The 16742-nt window shown below is 66.6% G+C and carries 14 protein-coding genes; 11 read left to right on the top strand and 3 right to left on the bottom strand.

Features of this window, described 5'->3' with window-relative positions:
- Positions 1-169: 169 nt before the first annotated feature.
- On the bottom strand, positions 170-1096 hold the full coding sequence (gene phhA, locus HWX22_RS17765; protein WP_175916125.1) for a phenylalanine 4-monooxygenase: 927 nt from the start codon (positions 1094-1096) through the stop codon (positions 170-172).
- A gap of 106 nt (positions 1097-1202) precedes the next feature.
- On the opposite strand from phhA, the gene HWX22_RS17760 reads away from it, so the two are divergent.
- Complete coding sequence (locus HWX22_RS17760) at positions 1203-1688, top strand: Lrp/AsnC family transcriptional regulator (RefSeq protein ID WP_006408082.1); 486 nt, start codon at positions 1203-1205, stop codon at positions 1686-1688.
- A 54-nt stretch (positions 1689-1742) separates the two neighbouring features.
- Here the strand turns inward: HWX22_RS17760 and HWX22_RS17755 are convergent, their stop codons facing one another.
- Positions 1743-2276, bottom strand: coding sequence for a class IV adenylate cyclase (locus HWX22_RS17755; RefSeq protein WP_059531241.1), 534 nt, complete (start codon positions 2274-2276; stop codon positions 1743-1745).
- Between the two features lie 227 nt (positions 2277-2503).
- Positions 2504-3403 (bottom strand): LysR family transcriptional regulator, encoded by a 900-nt coding sequence (locus tag HWX22_RS17750; protein ID WP_175907815.1) that lies wholly within the window; start codon positions 3401-3403, stop codon positions 2504-2506.
- A 166-nt stretch (positions 3404-3569) separates the two neighbouring features.
- Between HWX22_RS17750 and HWX22_RS17745 the strand changes: the two genes are divergently transcribed.
- From HWX22_RS17745 to HWX22_RS17700, 10 genes are all read left to right on the top strand, one after another.
- The gene (locus HWX22_RS17745) at positions 3570-5255 is read left to right on the top strand and encodes a GMC family oxidoreductase N-terminal domain-containing protein (protein ID WP_059814669.1); all 1686 of its coding nucleotides are present in this window, start codon (positions 3570-3572) and stop codon (positions 5253-5255) included.
- A gap of 469 nt (positions 5256-5724) precedes the next feature.
- On the top strand, positions 5725-6504 hold the full coding sequence (locus HWX22_RS17740; RefSeq protein ID WP_040142748.1) for an ABC transporter ATP-binding protein: 780 nt from the start codon (positions 5725-5727) through the stop codon (positions 6502-6504).
- The gene (locus tag HWX22_RS17735) at positions 6501-7256 is read left to right on the top strand and encodes an ABC transporter ATP-binding protein (RefSeq protein WP_059465973.1); all 756 of its coding nucleotides are present in this window, start codon (positions 6501-6503) and stop codon (positions 7254-7256) included. Before HWX22_RS17740 ends, HWX22_RS17735 begins: the two co-directional genes overlap by 4 nt.
- Positions 7257-7333: 77 nt before the next feature.
- Positions 7334-8533 carry an ABC transporter substrate-binding protein gene (locus tag HWX22_RS17730; protein ID WP_059814550.1) on the top strand — a complete coding sequence of 400 codons (1200 nt, stop codon included), beginning with the start codon at positions 7334-7336 and terminating at the stop codon, positions 8531-8533.
- A 114-nt stretch (positions 8534-8647) separates the two neighbouring features.
- Complete coding sequence (locus HWX22_RS17725) at positions 8648-9532, top strand: branched-chain amino acid ABC transporter permease (protein WP_059814543.1); 885 nt, start codon at positions 8648-8650, stop codon at positions 9530-9532.
- Positions 9532-10506, top strand: a complete 975-nt coding sequence (locus HWX22_RS17720) for a branched-chain amino acid ABC transporter permease (RefSeq protein ID WP_059699721.1) — start codon at positions 9532-9534, stop codon at positions 10504-10506. The genes HWX22_RS17725 and HWX22_RS17720 overlap by 1 nt, the downstream gene beginning before the upstream one ends.
- A 1117-nt stretch (positions 10507-11623) precedes the next feature.
- Complete coding sequence (locus HWX22_RS17715; protein ID WP_175916124.1) at positions 11624-12781, top strand: ABC transporter substrate-binding protein; 1158 nt, start codon at positions 11624-11626, stop codon at positions 12779-12781.
- Between the two features lie 201 nt (positions 12782-12982).
- Complete coding sequence (locus tag HWX22_RS17710) at positions 12983-14038, top strand: branched-chain amino acid ABC transporter permease (protein ID WP_059699580.1); 1056 nt, start codon at positions 12983-12985, stop codon at positions 14036-14038.
- 4 nt (positions 14039-14042) lie between these two features.
- On the top strand, positions 14043-15827 hold the full coding sequence (locus HWX22_RS17705; protein ID WP_175916123.1) for a branched-chain amino acid ABC transporter ATP-binding protein/permease: 1785 nt from the start codon (positions 14043-14045) through the stop codon (positions 15825-15827).
- Positions 15827-16582, top strand: a complete 756-nt coding sequence (locus tag HWX22_RS17700; protein ID WP_059531413.1) for an ABC transporter ATP-binding protein — start codon at positions 15827-15829, stop codon at positions 16580-16582. Before HWX22_RS17705 ends, HWX22_RS17700 begins: the two co-directional genes overlap by 1 nt.
- The last annotated feature ends 160 nt before the right edge of the window (positions 16583-16742 follow it).

The raw sequence follows: 16742 nt of genomic DNA, 5'->3' as shown, positions 1-16742 counted from the left end.
CGATCACCAGCCACCCACCAGGCCCGGTGACAACACCCCCCGGATCATGACTGCGACTGGGGGCGAGAATCATGCCGGGCCTGGCTGGCCAAAGCCCCGATTATCGGGGCACGAAGATAGTAACGGGGCGGGCGCCGGCGCGCGAATCATGCCGGCATGGCCCGCGGACTTACGCGTCGGCGTCGTCCGGCCAGCCTTCGCCCGTGCCGCGATGCAGCACGAGATCGCCGTCGACCACCGCGCCGGCCGGGAATTCGGGCAGCGCGGCCAGCCGGTCGGCCAGCGCACGGCCGTCGACGTCGGCCAGCGCGAACAATTGCGCGAAATCGTCGATCACGAAGTAGGTCTTCTGGAACGTGTCGATCCGGTAGCGCGTGCGCATCACGCGCTCGAGGTCGAAACCGAGCCGGTTCGGCGCCGCGCTTTCAAGGCTGTACAGGCTCTCGCCCTTGCTCGACACGATCCCGGCGCCGTAAATCGACAGCCCGTTCGTGCCGTTCGGGTCGCGGATCAGCCCGAACTCCACCGTATACCAATAGAGACGCGCCAGCCGCGCGAGCGCCGCTTCGTCGTCCGCCACCGCGAGCGCGGTGCGGCCGTATGCCTGCATGTAGTCGGCGAACACCGGCTCGATCAGGAGCGGCACGTGGCCGAACAGGTCGTGGAAGCAGTCGGGTTCCTGCAGGTAGTCGAGCTGATCGGGGCGCCGCATCCACCAGGTGACCGGAAACCGCCGGTTCGCGAGGTGCTCGAAGAACACGCGATCGGGCACGAGGCCCGGCACGGCGACGATTTCCCAGCCGGTGGCCGGTTTCAGCTGGCGATTCACGTCGGCGAACGACGGCACGCGATCGGCCGGCAGCTCGATCTTCCCGAGCCCCGCGACGAACGCGTCGCATGCGCGTCCGCGCAGCAGCGCCGACTGGCGCGCATAGAGCTGCCGCCACACCGCGTGGTCGACCTGGCCGTAGCGTTCGAGCGGCTGGTCGATGGTGAAATCGGCGCGGGTTTCGAGGCCCGCGTCGAACTGCTCCTGCAGTTTCGCGGTGACGACGGTGGACATGGTGAGGCTCTGCACGCTGTGGTTGGGAACCATGCAAGTGTAGAGCGGGCGATATGCGGAATGGGCGCAAAGATGGCGTGAGTTCGCTTATTGATGCGATAATCGCGCATTAAAATGGGAATCAATGCGGAGAATGCTCATGCTGGAACTCGATCACTTCGATCTCGCGCTTCTGGACGTGCTGCAGCGCTTCGGCCGCGCGACGCACCAGCAGCTCGGCGAGGAGGTGCCGCTGTCGCCGTCTCAGATCGGCCGGCGGCTGCAGCGGCTGGAGGCGGCCGGCGTGATCGAAGGCTACCGCGTGATGCTGCGCCCCGAAAAGCTCGGGCTCGGCGTCACGGCGTTCACGAGCCTGAAGCTCAAGCACCACGGCGATTCGATCATCGAGCAGTTCCAGCAACAGATCGACGTGCTGCCCGAAGTGCTCGAATGTCATGCGGTGGTCGGCGACGCCGACTATCTGCTGCGGATCGTCGCGCCGGATCTCAACGCGCTGTCGCAGTTCGTGATGAAGAAGCTGATGCGCGTGCCAGGCGTCGACAGCGTGCGCTCGAACATCGTGCTGACGACCTTCAAGCGCAACGGCGCGCTGCCGCTCGCGCACCTGGCGCCCGGCGCCGCCTGACGCGGCGGCGGGGCCGGCGGCGCGGCGCGAGGCGCCGCCGCGGACAGGGCCGGATCAGGCCGCTTCGGATCGTGCGTCGGCGTTCAGCAGGTCGACGTACGCGACCGCGACGAGATCCTCCTGCGCCACGCCGAGCTTCGCGAACACGTCATGGGCCTCGGCTTCGCCGCCGGCTTCGTCGTCGTCGGGGCCGAGCACCACTTCCAGTTCGATGAAGTCGCCGAGGCCGTCGACGCGGTCGAGGTGGATCCGCGTGCGGCCGACGAGGTAGACGTGCCGTTCCTTCGTCACGATTCCGCGCGTGGTGAGCGCGGTCGCGAGCAGCGAGTGCATCGCGTCCGGGTTCGTCACCGGGCTGCGCGTGTAGTACGACGCCTTCGGGCCGTCACGGTCGTCGCGCTGATAGAAGATCAGTTCGGCCGGCGTGCCGTCCTCGAAGCGGCGCAGCTTCAGCCGGCCGCGCGGCACGTCGTAGAAGAAATCCTGCTGGCGGTAGAAGAGCGGTGCTTCGGCGGCGAGCTTGGCCGCCTGTTCGCGCAGCCGGTCGAATTCACGGGCGCGGGCTTTGATCTCGATGTTGCGGGCCATGCGGGTCTCCTTCAATCAGGGGTCTCGCGGTGTGCGAAGGCACAATCTAGCAAAAAGCCTGCGATGGTGGCGTGACGGGAAGGCGGGACGCGGCGACGCGCCGCGGAGATTCGCGCCCGTTCGCGATAACACCCGTCACTTGCGGGCATCGATCGGGCATCTGCTGCGCGTCGGGTGCCGAAGTCCGACGCCCGGTGCGCGACCGGCCGCACAGGCATCAGCGGCGCTCATATCGCCCATTGGGTCTCGATCAGCCGCAGGGCGGCCGCGATCGCTGGTTCGGCGCGCCGCTCGGCGAGCGTCACGAAAGTCAGTTCGGTCGGCACCGTCACGCGTTCGACGATCGTCAGTGCATGTGCGTGCGCTTCGGCCAGCGCGGTCGAGTCGCGCGCGAGCGTCAACCCGATCCCAGATTTCACGAGATCGAGCATCGATTGCTCCTGGTCGACCTCGGCGACCTTCACCGGTTGCGCGCCGGCCGCCCCAAACAGGCGCGACAGCAGCCGGTGATGGGCGGACGCCGGCGGCGTCCAGATCCACGGCAGCGCGGCGAGCGCGCGCCAGTCGTGCGCGCGCTGCACGCGCTCCTTCCAGCCGGCCGGCGCGAGCACGCGGTACTGGAAGTGCGTGAGCGTGACCGTGTGGAACAGCGCGTCGTCGCGCGGATCGTCCTCGCCGGGCCGGCCGATGTAATAGCCGACGTCGAGCGCCTGCGCGCGCACCTGTTCGAGCACCCAGCCGGACATCCCGTGCCGCAACGCAGTTTCTATCTGCGGATGGGTTTCGACCAGCGCGCGCAGGAAGCCGCCGAGCCGCAGGAAGCCGGGATCGAGGATCGTGCCGATCCGCAGCCGGCCGCGCACCTCGTGGCGCAGCGCAGCAGCGGCGCGCTGCACGTCCGCGGCCGCGGCCAGCGCGCGCTCCGCGTGCGGCAGCAGCGTCTGGCCGTCGCGCGTGAGCGCAAGCCCGCGCGACGTGCGCGTGAACAGCGTGACGCCGAGCGTTTCCTGCAGATGCTTGATCTGCAGGCTGACGGCCGGCTGCGTCAGGTGCAACTGCACGGCGGCGCGCGTCAGGTTTCCTTCGCGGGCGACCGTCGCGAACGCACGGAGCAGGGTGAGATCCATCGTCGTGATATGAGCGCAGCTTATAACGCGATTCAGCATAACTCATTGGATCGGCGGCGGGCGGCCGGAGTACGCTTCATCGACCGCATCGCCGCCCGTGACGCACTATGCTGAAAACGACGCGCGGAATCGCATGCGCGATACACAACAATCCATGGAGACACTCGTGAGTACTCAACGCACGCTCGAGGGCGAATTCGATTACGTGATCGTCGGCGCGGGCACCGCGGGCTGCGTGCTCGCGAACCGCTTGACCGAGGATCCCGAGATCCGCGTGCTGCTGCTCGAAGCCGGCGGCAAGGACGACTATCACTGGATCCACATCCCGGTCGGCTATTTGTATTGCATCGGCAATCCGCGCACCGACTGGCTGTACAAGACGCAGCCCGAGGCGGCGCTCAACGGCCGCGCGCTGTCGTATCCGCGCGGCCGCGTGCTCGGCGGCTGCTCGTCGATCAACGGGATGATCTACATGCGCGGCCAGCGCGAGGATTACGACGGCTGGGCGCAGGAAACCGGCGACGCCGGCTGGTCGTGGGACAGCGTGCTGCCCATCTTCAAGCGCAGCGAGGACCACCACGCGGGCGCGAGCGAGGCGCACGGCGCGGGCGGCTACTGGCGCGTTGAGAAGCAGCGGCTGCGCTGGGAGATCCTCGAATCGTTCGCGCAGGCCGCGCAGCAGACGGGCATCCCGGCGACCGACGATTTCAACCGCGGCGACAACACCGGGGTCGGCTATTTCGAAGTGAACCAGAAGCGCGGCGTGCGCTGGAATACGTCGAAGGCGTTCCTGCGGCCCGCGATGACCCGCCCGAACCTCACCGTGATCACCGGCGCGCAAGCGCAGCGCGTGATCTTCGACGGGCGGCGTGCGGTCGGCGTCGAGTATCGCGGCGGCGGCACCGACTACGTCGCGCGTGCACGCGCCGAAGTGCTGCTCACCGCCGGCGCGGTGAATTCGCCGCAGTTGCTCGAACTGTCGGGCATCGGCGCGGGCGCGCGGCTGCAGGCGCTCGGCATCGACGTCGTGCAGGATCTGCCGGGTGTCGGCGAGAACCTGCAGGATCACCTGCAGTTGCGGATGGCATTTCGCGTCGAAGGCGTACGCACGCTGAACACGCTGTCCGCGCACTGGTGGGGCAAGCTGATGATCGGCGCCGAATATGCGCTGCTGCAGCGCGGGCCGATGTCGATGGCGCCGTCGCAACTCGGCGCGTTCGCGAAGTCTGATCCGGACGATCCCGCGCTTACGCGCCCCGATCTCGAATACCACGTGCAACCGCTGTCGCTGGAGCGTTTCGGCGAGCCGCTGCACGGCTTCAACGCCTTCACGGCGTCCGTCTGCCATCTGCGGCCGAGCTCGCGCGGCAGCGTGCATATCGCGAGCCCCGATGCGGGCGCGGCGCCGTCGATCGCACCGAACTATCTGTCGACCGACCACGATCGTCATGTCGCGGCGAATGCGCTGCGCCTCACGCGCCGGATCGCGTCCGCGCCGGCGCTCGCGCGCTACCGCCCCGAGGAGATCCTGCCCGGCACGCGGTACCAGACCGAAGCCGAACTGATCGAAGCGGCGGGTGCGGTCGGCACGACGATCTTCCATCCGGTCGGTACGTGCCGGATGGGGCGTGCGGACGACGCGCGCGCCGTCGTCGACAGCCGGCTGCGCGTGCGCGGCATCGCGGGGCTGCGGATCGTCGATGCATCGGTGATGCCGTTCATCACGTCGGGCAACACGAATTCGCCGACGCTGATGATCGCCGAGCGCGCGAGCGACATGATCCGCGCCGATCGACGTGCTGCGCACGACGCGACACAGGTGCGAACGGAAGCGGCGGTGACGGCAGCATGACGCCACGCTGACACGCGCGACAGCGGGCCGTCATCCGGGTGCCCGCTGATTCGCTATGCGAAACAAGCTGGCGCGTGCGGATCGCAACGGATCGACGACACGCACGCCGCGCATTGCTCGCAGTCTTCTTGTTGCGCGACGACATGACGCGCAGCGTAACGTGCCCGCGTTCGCGCAGGCACGCGTCGTGCGAGCGCGACCGTCGATGATGCGCGTGTCAAAAAAAACGCGTCGAAATCCGCGCTCAGCCGCGTCCTGTATGGCGGCCAGCCCTATAAGTGCAAATCCCGATGATTGCACTGCACCAACGGCGCGACAATGTTGCGCAGTGTGCATACGCGTCGGCGCGGGAGACCACCCTCGAGGCGTAATACGGCGCCCCGGGGGCAGCCCGCTGATCCGCGGTTCTGTTCGCGGTCGCTTGCGCGAATCTTCCCGGTGCTTCGCCTGACTTCGTACGGAAGGGAACATGATTCTCGGCGACACGATTCTCGAAACACGCGGACTGACGAAGGAATTCAGGGGCTTCACCGCCGTGAACGGTGTCAACCTGCGTGTGCGCCGCGGTGCGATCCATGCGTTGATCGGACCGAACGGCGCGGGCAAGACCACCTGCTTCAACCTGCTCACCAAGTTCCTGACGCCGACGGCCGGCCAGATCGTCTTCAACGGGATCGACATCACCGACGAGCGGCCCGCCCAGGTCGCACGTCGCGGCATCATCCGTTCCTTCCAGATCTCGGCGGTATTCCCGCACCTGACCGCATTGCAGAACGTGCGCATCGGCCTGCAGCGCGCGCTCGGCACCGAATTCCACTTCTGGCGCAGCGAGCGCACGTTGCGGCGCCTCGACGATCGCGCGATGGACCTGCTCACGCAGGTCGGCCTCACCGATTTCGCGCACGTGCCGACGGTCGAGCTCGCGTACGGCCGCAAGCGCGCGCTCGAGATCGCGACGACCCTCGCGATGGAACCCGAACTGATGCTGCTCGACGAGCCCACGCAAGGGATGGGTCACGAGGACGTCGACCGCGTGACCGCGCTGATCAAGAAGGTCGCGAGCGGCCGCACGATCCTGATGGTCGAGCACAACATGAACGTGATCGCGGGCATCTCCGACACGATCACCGTCCTACAGCGCGGCGAGGTGCTGGCCGAAGGGTCGTATGCGGAGGTGTCGAAGAATCCGCTGGTGATCGAGGCCTACATGGGCAGCGCCGATGCGGCGCTCGCGGGGGCGCACGCATGAAGCACAGCGAACGGGAGGAACGCGAATTGAGCGGCGTCGAAAGCGGCACGCCCGCGCTGGAAATCACGGGCCTCGAGGCCTGGTACGGGGAATCCCACATATTGCACGGTGTCGACCTGAGCGTTCATCGCGGCGAGGTCGTCACGCTGCTCGGCCGCAACGGCGCGGGCCGCACCACGACGCTGCGCGCGATCATGGGCCTCACCGGCCGGCGCAGCGGCTCGATCAAGGTTGCGGGCAACGAGACGATCGGCCTCGCGACGCATCGCATCGCGCATTTCGGCGTCGGCTATTGCCCGGAGGAGCGCGGAATCTTCTCGAGCCTGTCGTGCGAGGAGAACCTGATGCTGCCGCCGCCGATCGGGCCGCGCGAGCACGCGATGTCGCTCGACGAGATCTACGCGATGTTCCCGAACCTCGCGTCGCGCCGGCAGAGCCAGGGCACGCGGCTGTCCGGCGGCGAGCAGCAGATGCTCGCGGTGGCGCGGATCCTGCGCACCGGCGCGAACCTGCTGCTGCTCGACGAGATTTCCGAAGGCCTCGCGCCGGTGATCGTGCAGGCGCTCGCGCGAATGATCGTCGCGCTGAAGGCGCGCGGCTATACGGTCGTGATGGTCGAACAGAATTTCCGCTTCGCCGCGCCGCTCGCCGACCGCTTCTACGTGATGGAACATGGCCGCATCGTCGAGCATTTCCGCTCATCCGAACTGGAAGGCAAGATGCCGATCCTTCACGACCTGCTCGGGGTGTGACGCCGCCCCGTTTCCCTTGCCGCTAGCCGTGGCGGCCTTCGAACAACCACAACGCATCAGAAGAACAGGAGACGTCAATGAAAATGAAGACCCTCGCACACGCGTGTCTCGCGGTCGCGACCGCAGCGTTCACAGCCGGCGCCGCACACGCCGCGGATAGCGTGAAGATCGGTTTCGTCACCGACATGTCGGGGCTTTACGCGGACATCGACGGGCAGGGCGGCCTCGAGGCGATCCGCATGGCCGTCGCCGATTTCGGCGGCAAGGTGCTCGGCAAGCCGATCGAGGTCGTCTATGCCGATCACCAGAACAAGGCGGACATCGCCGCGTCGAAGGCGCGCGAGTGGATGGACCGCGGCGGGCTCGACCTGCTCGTCGGCGGCACGAATTCGGGGACGGCGCTGGCGATGGCCAAGCTCGCCGCGGAGAAGAAGAAGGTCTACATCAACATCGGTGCGGGCGCGGACACGCTGACGAACGAGGAGTGCACACCGTACACGGTGCACTATGCGTACGACACGATGGCGCTCGCGAAGGGCACCGGCTCGGCGGTGGTGAAGCAGGGCGGCAAGAGCTGGTTCTTCCTGACCGCCGACTACGCGTTCGGCAAGGCGCTCGAGAAGAACACGTCGGACGTCGTGAAGGCGAACGGCGGCCAGGTGCTTGGCGCGGTGCGGCATCCGCTGTCCGCGTCGGATTTCTCGTCGTTCCTGCTGCAGGCGCAGTCGTCGAAGGCGCAGATCCTCGGCCTCGCGAACGCGGGCGGCGACACGATCAACTCGATCAAGGCCGCGAAGGAATTCGGCATCACGAAGACGATGAAGCTCGCCGGGCTGCTGATGTTCATCAACGACGTGCACAGCCTTGGCCTCGAGACGACGCAGGGCCTGGTGCTGACCGACAGCTGGTACTGGAACCGCGACGCGGCGTCGCGCCAGTGGGCGCAGCGCTACTTCGGCAAGATGAAGAAGATGCCGTCGAGCCTGCAGGCGGCCGACTATTCGTCGGTGACGACCTACCTGAAGGCCGTGCAGGCGGCCGGCACGACCGACTCCGACAAGGTGATGGCCGAGCTGAAGAAGATGAAGATCAACGACTTCTACGCGAAGGGCTTCATTCGCCAGGACGGCAGCATGATTCACGACATGTACCTGATGGAAGTGAAGAAGCCGTCGGAATCGAAGGAGCCGTGGGATTACTACAAGGTGCTCGCGACGATTCCGGGCGATCAGGCATTCGGCACCAAGCAGGAATCGCGCTGCGCGCTGTGGAAGTAAGCGCGACGTAGCGCCGCGCGGCGGCGGGCGCAGCGATGTGCCCGCTGCGCCGCCCGTGCGCGCGACGGCTTGAACGTTGCGCACGCAACGAAACTCATACTGACGGCTAAGTCGATGGAAATCTTTGGCATTCCGTTGCCGGCGATGCTGAGCCAGTTGCTGCTCGGGCTCGTCAACGGCTCGTTCTACGCGATCCTGAGCCTCGGCCTCGCGGTGATCTTCGGGCTGCTCAACGTGATCAACTTCGCGCACGGCGCGCTGTTCATGCTGGGCGCGATGCTCGCGTGGATGGGGCTGTCGTACTTCGCGTTGCCGTACTGGGCGATGCTCGTGCTCGCGCCGCTGATCGTCGGTGCGTTCGGGATCCTGATCGAGCGCTCGATGCTGCGCTGGCTGTACAAGCTCGATCACCTGTACGGGCTGCTGCTCACGTTCGGCCTCACGCTCGTCGTCGAAGGCGTGTTCCGCTCGCTCTACGGGTCGTCCGGCCAGCCGTACGACGTGCCGTCGCAGCTGTCCGGCGCGACCAATCTCGGCTTCATGTTCCTGCCGAACTACCGCGCGTGGGTGGTCGTCGCGTCGCTCGCGGTGTGTCTCGCGACCTGGTTCGTGATCGAGAAGACGCGCCTGGGCGCCTATCTGCGCGCCGGCACCGAGAACCCGAAGCTCGTCGAGGCGTTCGGGGTGAACGTGCCGATGATGATCACGCTCACCTACGGCTTCGGCGTCGCGCTCGCGGCGTTCGCGGGCGTGCTCGCGGCGCCGGTGATCCAGGTGTCGCCGCTGATGGGCCAGCCGATGATCATCACCGTGTTCGCGGTGGTCGTGATCGGGGGGATGGGCTCGATCCTCGGCTCGATCATCACCGGGCTGCTGCTCGGCGTGATCGAGGGCTTCACGCGCGTGTTCTATCCGGAAGCATCGGCCACGGTCGTGTTCGTGATCATGGCGATCGTGCTGCTGATTCGTCCGGCGGGCCTGTTCGGCAAGGAAAAATGATGCAGAGAAAAGTGCTCTACGGCGTGCTGCTCGCGGCACTGCTCGCCGCGCCGTTCATCGGTGCGTATCCGGTGTTCGTGATGAAGGTGCTCACGTTCGCGTTGTTCGCGGCCGCGTTCAATCTGCTGATCGGCTATACGGGGCTGCTGTCGTTCGGCCACGCGATGTTCCTCGCGACCGCCGGCTATGCGACCGGTTATGCGATCCAGACGCTCGGCTTCACGCCCGAGCTCGGCGTGCTCGTGGGCACGTTCGCCGCGACGCTGCTGGGGCTCGTGGTCGGCCTGTTCGCGATTCGCCGGCAGGGCATCTACTTCGCGATGATCACGCTCGCGTTCGCGCAGATGGTCTACTTCATCTATCTGCAGGCGCCGTTCACGCACGGCGAGGACGGCCTGCAGGGCGTGCCGCGCGGGCACCTGTTCGGGCTCGTCGACCTGTCGAACGACGTCGCCCTCTACTACGTCGTGCTCGCGGTGATCGTCGCGGCGTGCGCGTTCATCGTGCGGATCGTGCACTCGCCGTTCGGCCAGGTGCTCGTTGCGATCAAGGAGAACGAGGCGCGCGCGATCTCGCTCGGCTACGACACCGACCGCTTCAAGCTGCTCGCGTTCATCCTGTCGGCCGGGCTCGCGGGGCTGGCCGGTTCGCTGAAGGTGCTGGTGCTCGGTTTCGAGACGCTGTCCGACGCGTACTGGACGATGTCGGGCCTCGTCGTGCTGATGACGCTCGTCGGCGGGATGGGCACGCTGTTCGGGCCGTTGCTCGGCGCGGCGCTGATCGTCGCGCTGGAGGACCGGCTCGGCGACATCGGCGAATGGCTCGCGTCGGCGACCGGCATCGGCTGGTTCCACTCGCTCGGCGAATCGACGACGATCGTCACGGGGCTGATCTTCATCGCATGCGTGCTTGCGTTCAGGCGCGGGATCGTCGGCGAGATGGTCGCGCGGGTCAAGACGCTCAGGCCGTCCTGATTGCAGCGCGGCGGCCGGCGCGGCGCGTTGATGCGAAGCACCATCCGGCGCGGCCGGGAAGGGCGTTTCGGCGGCCTCGTGCCGGTGCCGCGCGGCGAGACTGGTGCCCCATTTTCGTGCGGCGATGCACCATAGGGGTAAATGCTAAGTTGTCGCAGGGTGAAAGGTCCTTTAATCTTCGTTTCAGTTCTGATGCACCGCGAAACGAATTTGCAGGTGGAGAACGAGGAGACAATCGAGGCACAAAGTGCCCGGACCCCAAAGCGCTGTTGGACGGAATCCAACAGCGCTTTTTCATTTGGTGCGCGAATTTCCATTGCTGGTGCAGGGCAGTGGCGCCGCATTCTGCCCCACCTCGCTCGCGCCTCATCCCGTCTCCCCGTTTTCATCCATTCCTGCTGGTCGATCGCCGCCGGCGCGCAGCCGCGTGCATTGCCGTCCGGGCTTACCCGGTTGGCGTGCGCAAAAAGCGTCCGTTACACTCAGCTTTCGCCGACCGAGCGGTCGGGAAAACGGTCGGCAGTTCTCCTACAAGCAAAATGCAGAAGAGGGAGTGCGGTTGGATGAGAAGCGCGGGACGATGGATCGGGGTGCGAGGGGCGGCTGGCGCCGCTCGTTCGGGGTCGGCGGTGCACGGGTATGCCCCGGCGTTCACGAGCCGTCCTGCGGCCGGCATGCGCGTTCCGGTGCGATTTGCCGGCACGACGGTCTCCGCGGTCGTTGCGTTCGCATCCGACGTGTCGTTCGCGTTCGCATGAACGGCCGATTTTTCGATTCTGCGCCGCGAGCTCGTGGAGCCGAACCCGGCCAGGCCGGCCGACCTTCCGACGATCGTTGCGTCCGCATCGATCGCGTCTCGCGCAACGTCGCATTTCTCCGTTTTGTTCATCCTGACGACATTGCCGCCGCGCATCGTGGCGGTCGCACGACCGTGTCGGCACGCGCCGCGGCGCGTGCGCGCGCGGTCTCGCCGGGGCTTGATGGCGGTGCCGGCGTGTCACGGGAAAACGAGCGTAGGCGCGGTACGGCGAGATAGTTAAATTATTAACTTGTTTGAGGACCGGGAGCCGCCCGAGCGACCCGCGGATTTTTCGAGCAGCGTTTGGAGACAACATAAATGAAGATGAATCGATGGATGGAGGTTTTGCTTGCCGCGGGCCTTGTGTGCGCGGCGGCCACGGCGTCGGCGCAGGTGAAGATCGGTGTGACGCTGTCGGCCACCGGGCCGGCCGCATCGCTCGGGATTCCGGAAAAGAACACGATCGCGCTGCTGCCGAAGGAAATCGCGGGCAAGAGCGTCCAGTACATCGTGCTCGACGATGCGTCCGACACGAGCCGCGCGGTGCAGAACGTGCGCAAGCTGATCGACGAGGATCACGTCGACGCGATCATCGGTTCGTCCGTCACGCCGAACTCGCTCGCGATGCTCGACCCGGTATCGCAGGGGAAGACGCCGACGATCTCGCTCGCGGCGAGCGCGCAGATCATCTCGCCGATGGACGCGAAGCGCGCATGGATGTTCAAGGTGCCGCAGAACGACCAGCTGATGGCCGATGCGATCGCCGGCTACATGGCGAAGCACGGCGTGAAGACGGTCGGCTTCATCGGCTTCGCCGATGCGTACGGCGACAGCTGGTACAAGACGTTCAGCGCAGCGGCCGAGAAGAACGGGCTGAAGCTCGTGTCGAACGAGCGTTACAACCGCACCGACGCGTCGGTGATGGGGCAGGTGCTGAAGCTGATGGGCTCGAATCCCGACGCGATGCTGATCGCCGGGTCCGGCACGCCGGCCGCGCTGCCCGCCAAGACGCTGAAGGAGCGTGGCTACAAGGGCAAGGTGTATCAGACGCACGGCGTCGCGAACAACGACTTCCTGCGCGTGTGCGGCAAGGATTGCGAAGGCGAGATCCTGCCGGCCGGCCCGGTGCTCGTGACCGACCAGCTGCCCGATTCGAACCCGGTGAAGAAGCCGGCGCTCGGCTACAAGGCCGCGTACGAGAAGGCATACGGCGCCGGTTCGCTGTCGACCTTCGGCGGCCACGCATGGGATGCGGGGCTGTTGCTGCAGCGTGCGATTCCCGACGCGCTGAAGAAGGGGCAGCCGGGCACCGAGGCGTTCCGCGAGGCGCTGCGCACGTCGCTCGAGAGCGTGAAGGACCTGCCCGTGTCGCACGGCGTGATCAACACGACGCCGACCGATCACAACGGCTTCGACACGCGTGCGCGTGTGATGGTGCAGATCGTCGACGGCAAGTGGAAGCTGCAGGCCGAATAAGCACCACGTGAAACTGGCGGGCGCGGCGCGAACGGCGCCGTGCGCGCCGTCGGCAGCGGAGCGGGCCTGACGGGCCGCTCCCGTGCCGCATGGAATCACCGGGGCCAGCCGCGTGGCGCCCGACGCGCCGATCTTGCCGTTCGTGCGCCGCGGCCATTCCCGTCTTTCGCTTCTCCGCAGCATTCTCGATACACGAAACGTATGGATCTCTCGATTGCGGCGATCCTCGCGCAAGACGGCATCACGACCGGCGCCATTTATGCATTGCTGTCGCTGGCGCTCGTGCTGGTGTTTTCCGTCACGCGGGTGATCTTCATTCCCCAGGGCGAATTCGTCGCCTACGGTGCGCTCACGCTTGCAGCGCTGCAGGCGCAGAAATTTCCCGCCACCTGCTGGCTGCTGTTCGTGATGGGCATCGCGTGCTTCCTGCTGGAAGTCGGCGGCCTGATCCGCCATCGCGAACGCCGCCATCAGCTCGGCCGCACGCTCGCGACGCTCGCTAGCCGCTACGTGCTGCTGCCGCTCGCGGTGTTCGCGATCACGCGCAGCTTCGCCGCGCAGCCGATGCCGATGCTTGCGCAGATCGCGCTGACGCTCGCGATCGTCGTGCCGATGGGGCCGTTCGTCTACCGGCTCGTTTATCAGCCGATCGCCGAAGGCACGACGCTGCTGCTGCTGATCGTATCCGTCGCCGTCCATTTCGCGATGGTCGGCCTCGGGCTCGTGATGTTCGGGGCGGAAGGTTCGCGCACCAACGGCTTCGCGGATGCGTCGCTGTCGGTCGGCAGCATGACGGTGTCGGTGCAGAGCATCCTCGTGGTCGTGACCGCGCTGGTGCTGATCGGTGCGCTCTACGTGTATTTCGGCCGCACGATCGCCGGCAAGGCGCTGCGTGCGACGTCGGTGAACCGGCTCGGCGCGCGGCTCGTCGGCATCGGCACGACCGAAGCAGGGCGGCTCGCGTTCACGCTGGCGGCCGGGCTCGGTGTGCTGTCCGGCATCCTCGTCGGTCCGCTGACGACGATCTATTACGACTCCGGCTTCCTGATCGGCCTGAAGGGTTTCGTCGGCGCGATCATCGGCGGGCTGGTCAGCTATCCGCTCGCGGCCGCCGGCTCGCTGCTGGTCGGCGTGCTCGAATCGTATTCGTCGTTCTGGGCGAGCGCGTACAAGGAAGTGATCGTGTTCACGCTGATCATCCCGGTGCTGCTGTGGCGCAGTTTCGCGACGCCGCACACGGAAGAGGAAGAGGAGTGACGCGATGAAGACAATGGTACGCAACAAGACCTTCTGGGTGTTCCTCGTGGCGCTGTTCGCGCTGCCGGTGCTGCCCGGCGCGCTGCAGGTGCCCGAATACTGGATCACGCTGCTGAACTACATCGGCCTCTACGCGATCGTCGCGATCGGACTCGTGCTGCTGACGGGCGTCGGCGGGATGACGAGCTTCGGGCAGGCCGCATTCGTCGGCATCGGCGCGTATGCGACCGCATTCCTGACGACGCGCTACGGCGTGTCGCCGTGGCTCGCGCTGATCGTCGGCGTCGTGCTGACGGCGCTCGTCGCGCTCGTGCTCGGTGCGGTCACGATGCGCCTGTCTGGGCACTTCCTGCCGCTCGGCACGATCGCGTGGGGCCTCGCGCTGTTCTACCTGTTCGGCAACCTCGAACTGCTCGGCAAGTACGACGGGATCAACGGGATTCCGGCACTGAACCTGTTCGGCATCGAGCTGGGAAGCGGCCGAAGCCTGTACTTCCTGATCTGGGCCGTCGTGCTGGCCGCGATCGTGTCGGTGCAGAACCTGCTCAACAGCCGGCCAGGCCGCGCGATCCGCGCATTGCGCGGCGGCGGCGTGATGGCCGAGGCGATGGGCGTGAACACCGCGTGGATGCGCGTCGTGATCTTCGTCTACGCCGCCGTGCTCGCGGCGGTGTCGGGCTTCCTGTATGCGCACCTGCAGCGCGCGGTGAACCCGACCCCGTTCGGCCTGAACCACGGGATCGAATTCCTGTTCATGGCCGTGGTCGGCGGCGTGTCGCACGTGTGGGGCGCGGTGCTCGGGGCGGCGATCCTCACGGTGCTGCAGGACTATCTGCAGACGCTGTTGCCGAAGCTGCTCGGCTCGGAAGGCAACTTCGAGATCATCGTGTTCGGCGTGCTGATGGTGCTGCTGCTGCAGTACGCACGCCAGGGCGTGTGGCCGTTCGTCGCGAAGCTGTTTCCGCGCGGGCCGCGCGCACATGCGCCCGACCATGCCGATCCGTTGCCGCAGCGCGCGAAGCCGGCGGCGGGCGAGCCGCTGCTCGTCGTCGATAACGCGCGCAAGCAGTTCGGCGGCCTGGTGGCCGTCAACGACGTCAGCTTCGACGTGAAAGCGGGGCAGATCATCGGCCTGATCGGCCCGAATGGCGCCGGCAAGTCGACCACGTTCAACCTCGTGACCGGCGTGCTGCAGCCGACCGCCGGCACGATCACGTTCCGCGGCGAGCGGATCGACGGGCTCACGTCGCGCCAGATCGTCCGGCGGGGGATCGGTCGTACGTTCCAGCACGTGAAGCTGCTGCCGACGATGACGGTGCTCGAGAACGTCGCGATCGGCGCGCACCTGCGCGGCCATACGGGCGTGTGGCGCAGCATCGCGCGGCTCAATGCGCACGAGGAAGCGCAGCTGCTGGCCGAGGCGGCACGCCAGATCCGCCGCGTCGGGCTGGAGAGGCACATGTACGACGAAGCGGGCAGCCTCGCGCTCGGCCAGCAGCGGATTCTCGAAATCGCGCGCGCGCTGTGCTGCGATCCGACGCTGCTGCTGCTCGACGAGCCGGCCGCCGGGCTGCGCTACCAGGAGAAGCAGCAACTCGCCCACTTGCTGCGGCGCCTGAAGGCGGAGGGGATGAGCGTGTTGCTCGTGGAACATGACATGGATTTCGTGATGAACCTCACCGATCGGCTGGTGGTGATGGAATTCGGCACGCGGATCGCGGAAGGGCTGCCACAGGACGTGCAGCAGGATCCGGCGGTGCTCGAAGCATATCTGGGCGGGGTGGAGTGATGACGGATACGACGATGCCGATTCTCGACGTGCGCGGCCTGGCGGTGCGTTACGGGAAGGTCGAGGCGCTGCACGGCGCGGCGATCAAGGTCGGCGCCGGGCAGATCGTCAGCGTGATTGGCCCGAACGGGGCCGGCAAGTCGACGCTGCTGAACGCAATCATGGGCGCGTTGCCGGTGACCGGGCATGCGTCAGGGGCAGTGGTGTACCGCGGCAAGGACGTAGGTGCACTGCCGGTTGAGCAGCGTGTCGCACGGGGAATGTGCCTGGTGCCGGAAAAGCGCGAGCTGTTCAGCACGATGACGGTCGAGGATAACCTTGTGCTGGGCGCGTATCGCCGCAAGCTCGCAGGCGAGTCGAACTTCCTCGACCAGCTCGATCATGTGTTTGCGCTGTTTCCGCGGCTCAAGGAGCGGCGCAAGCAGGCGGCCGGTACGCTGTCGGGTGGTGAGCGGCAGATGCTCGCGGTGGGCCGCGCGCTGATGGGAAAGCCCGACTTGCTGATGCTCGACGAGCCCAGCCTCGGCTTGGCGCCGCTGATCGTGAAGGAGATTTTTCATATCATCAGCGCGTTACGCGGCACAGGCGTCGCGACGCTGCTGATCGAGCAGAATGCTCGGGCCGCGCTGCAGATCTCGGACTACGGCTATGTACTGGAGACTGGGGAGTTTGCGTTGGAAGGGCCGGCGGCCGAGCTGGCGCAAAATCCGCGCGTGATCGAAACATACCTGGGGTTGGTGAAAAAAACGGCTTGATCGGTGAGGCGGTTGGCGGGAAACGGGCGGCGTGTTTCACGTGAAACACGCCGCTTTTGTTTTCTGGAAGAGGCGTGGGGATAAGTGCCGGAGCGACTAGCGGAAGCCCTGTGACGAGCGGGGCCTCATCGTCGGGCTGACAGGGTAGTGAGCGCTGTAC

It is taken from the genome of Burkholderia sp. BCC1638 (assembly GCF_902833195.1).
GTDB classification, from domain to species: domain Bacteria; phylum Pseudomonadota; class Gammaproteobacteria; order Burkholderiales; family Burkholderiaceae; genus Burkholderia; species Burkholderia diffusa.
The sequence above is the reverse complement of the archived record's forward strand: the minus strand, read 5'-3'. Positions and strand labels throughout refer to the sequence as shown.

Coding starts and splice junctions, on each gene's coding strand:
- HWX22_RS17705 (WP_175916123.1), top strand. CDS start 14,043: ATGAAGACAATGGTACGCAACAAGACCTTCTGGGTGTTCCTCGTGGCG.
- HWX22_RS17760 (WP_006408082.1), top strand. CDS start 1,203: ATGCTGGAACTCGATCACTTCGATCTCGCGCTTCTGGACGTGCTGCAG.
- HWX22_RS17725 (WP_059814543.1), top strand. CDS start 8,648: ATGGAAATCTTTGGCATTCCGTTGCCGGCGATGCTGAGCCAGTTGCTG.
- HWX22_RS17755 (WP_059531241.1), bottom strand. CDS start 2,276: ATGGCCCGCAACATCGAGATCAAAGCCCGCGCCCGTGAATTCGACCGG.
- HWX22_RS17750 (WP_175907815.1), bottom strand. CDS start 3,403: ATGGATCTCACCCTGCTCCGTGCGTTCGCGACGGTCGCCCGCGAAGGA.
- HWX22_RS17700 (WP_059531413.1), top strand. CDS start 15,827: ATGACGGATACGACGATGCCGATTCTCGACGTGCGCGGCCTGGCGGTG.
- HWX22_RS17730 (WP_059814550.1), top strand. CDS start 7,334: ATGAAAATGAAGACCCTCGCACACGCGTGTCTCGCGGTCGCGACCGCA.
- HWX22_RS17720 (WP_059699721.1), top strand. CDS start 9,532: ATGCAGAGAAAAGTGCTCTACGGCGTGCTGCTCGCGGCACTGCTCGCC.
- HWX22_RS17740 (WP_040142748.1), top strand. CDS start 5,725: ATGATTCTCGGCGACACGATTCTCGAAACACGCGGACTGACGAAGGAA.
- HWX22_RS17710 (WP_059699580.1), top strand. CDS start 12,983: ATGGATCTCTCGATTGCGGCGATCCTCGCGCAAGACGGCATCACGACC.
- HWX22_RS17735 (WP_059465973.1), top strand. CDS start 6,501: ATGAAGCACAGCGAACGGGAGGAACGCGAATTGAGCGGCGTCGAAAGC.
- HWX22_RS17715 (WP_175916124.1), top strand. CDS start 11,624: ATGAAGATGAATCGATGGATGGAGGTTTTGCTTGCCGCGGGCCTTGTG.
- phhA (WP_175916125.1), bottom strand. CDS start 1,096: ATGGTTCCCAACCACAGCGTGCAGAGCCTCACCATGTCCACCGTCGTC.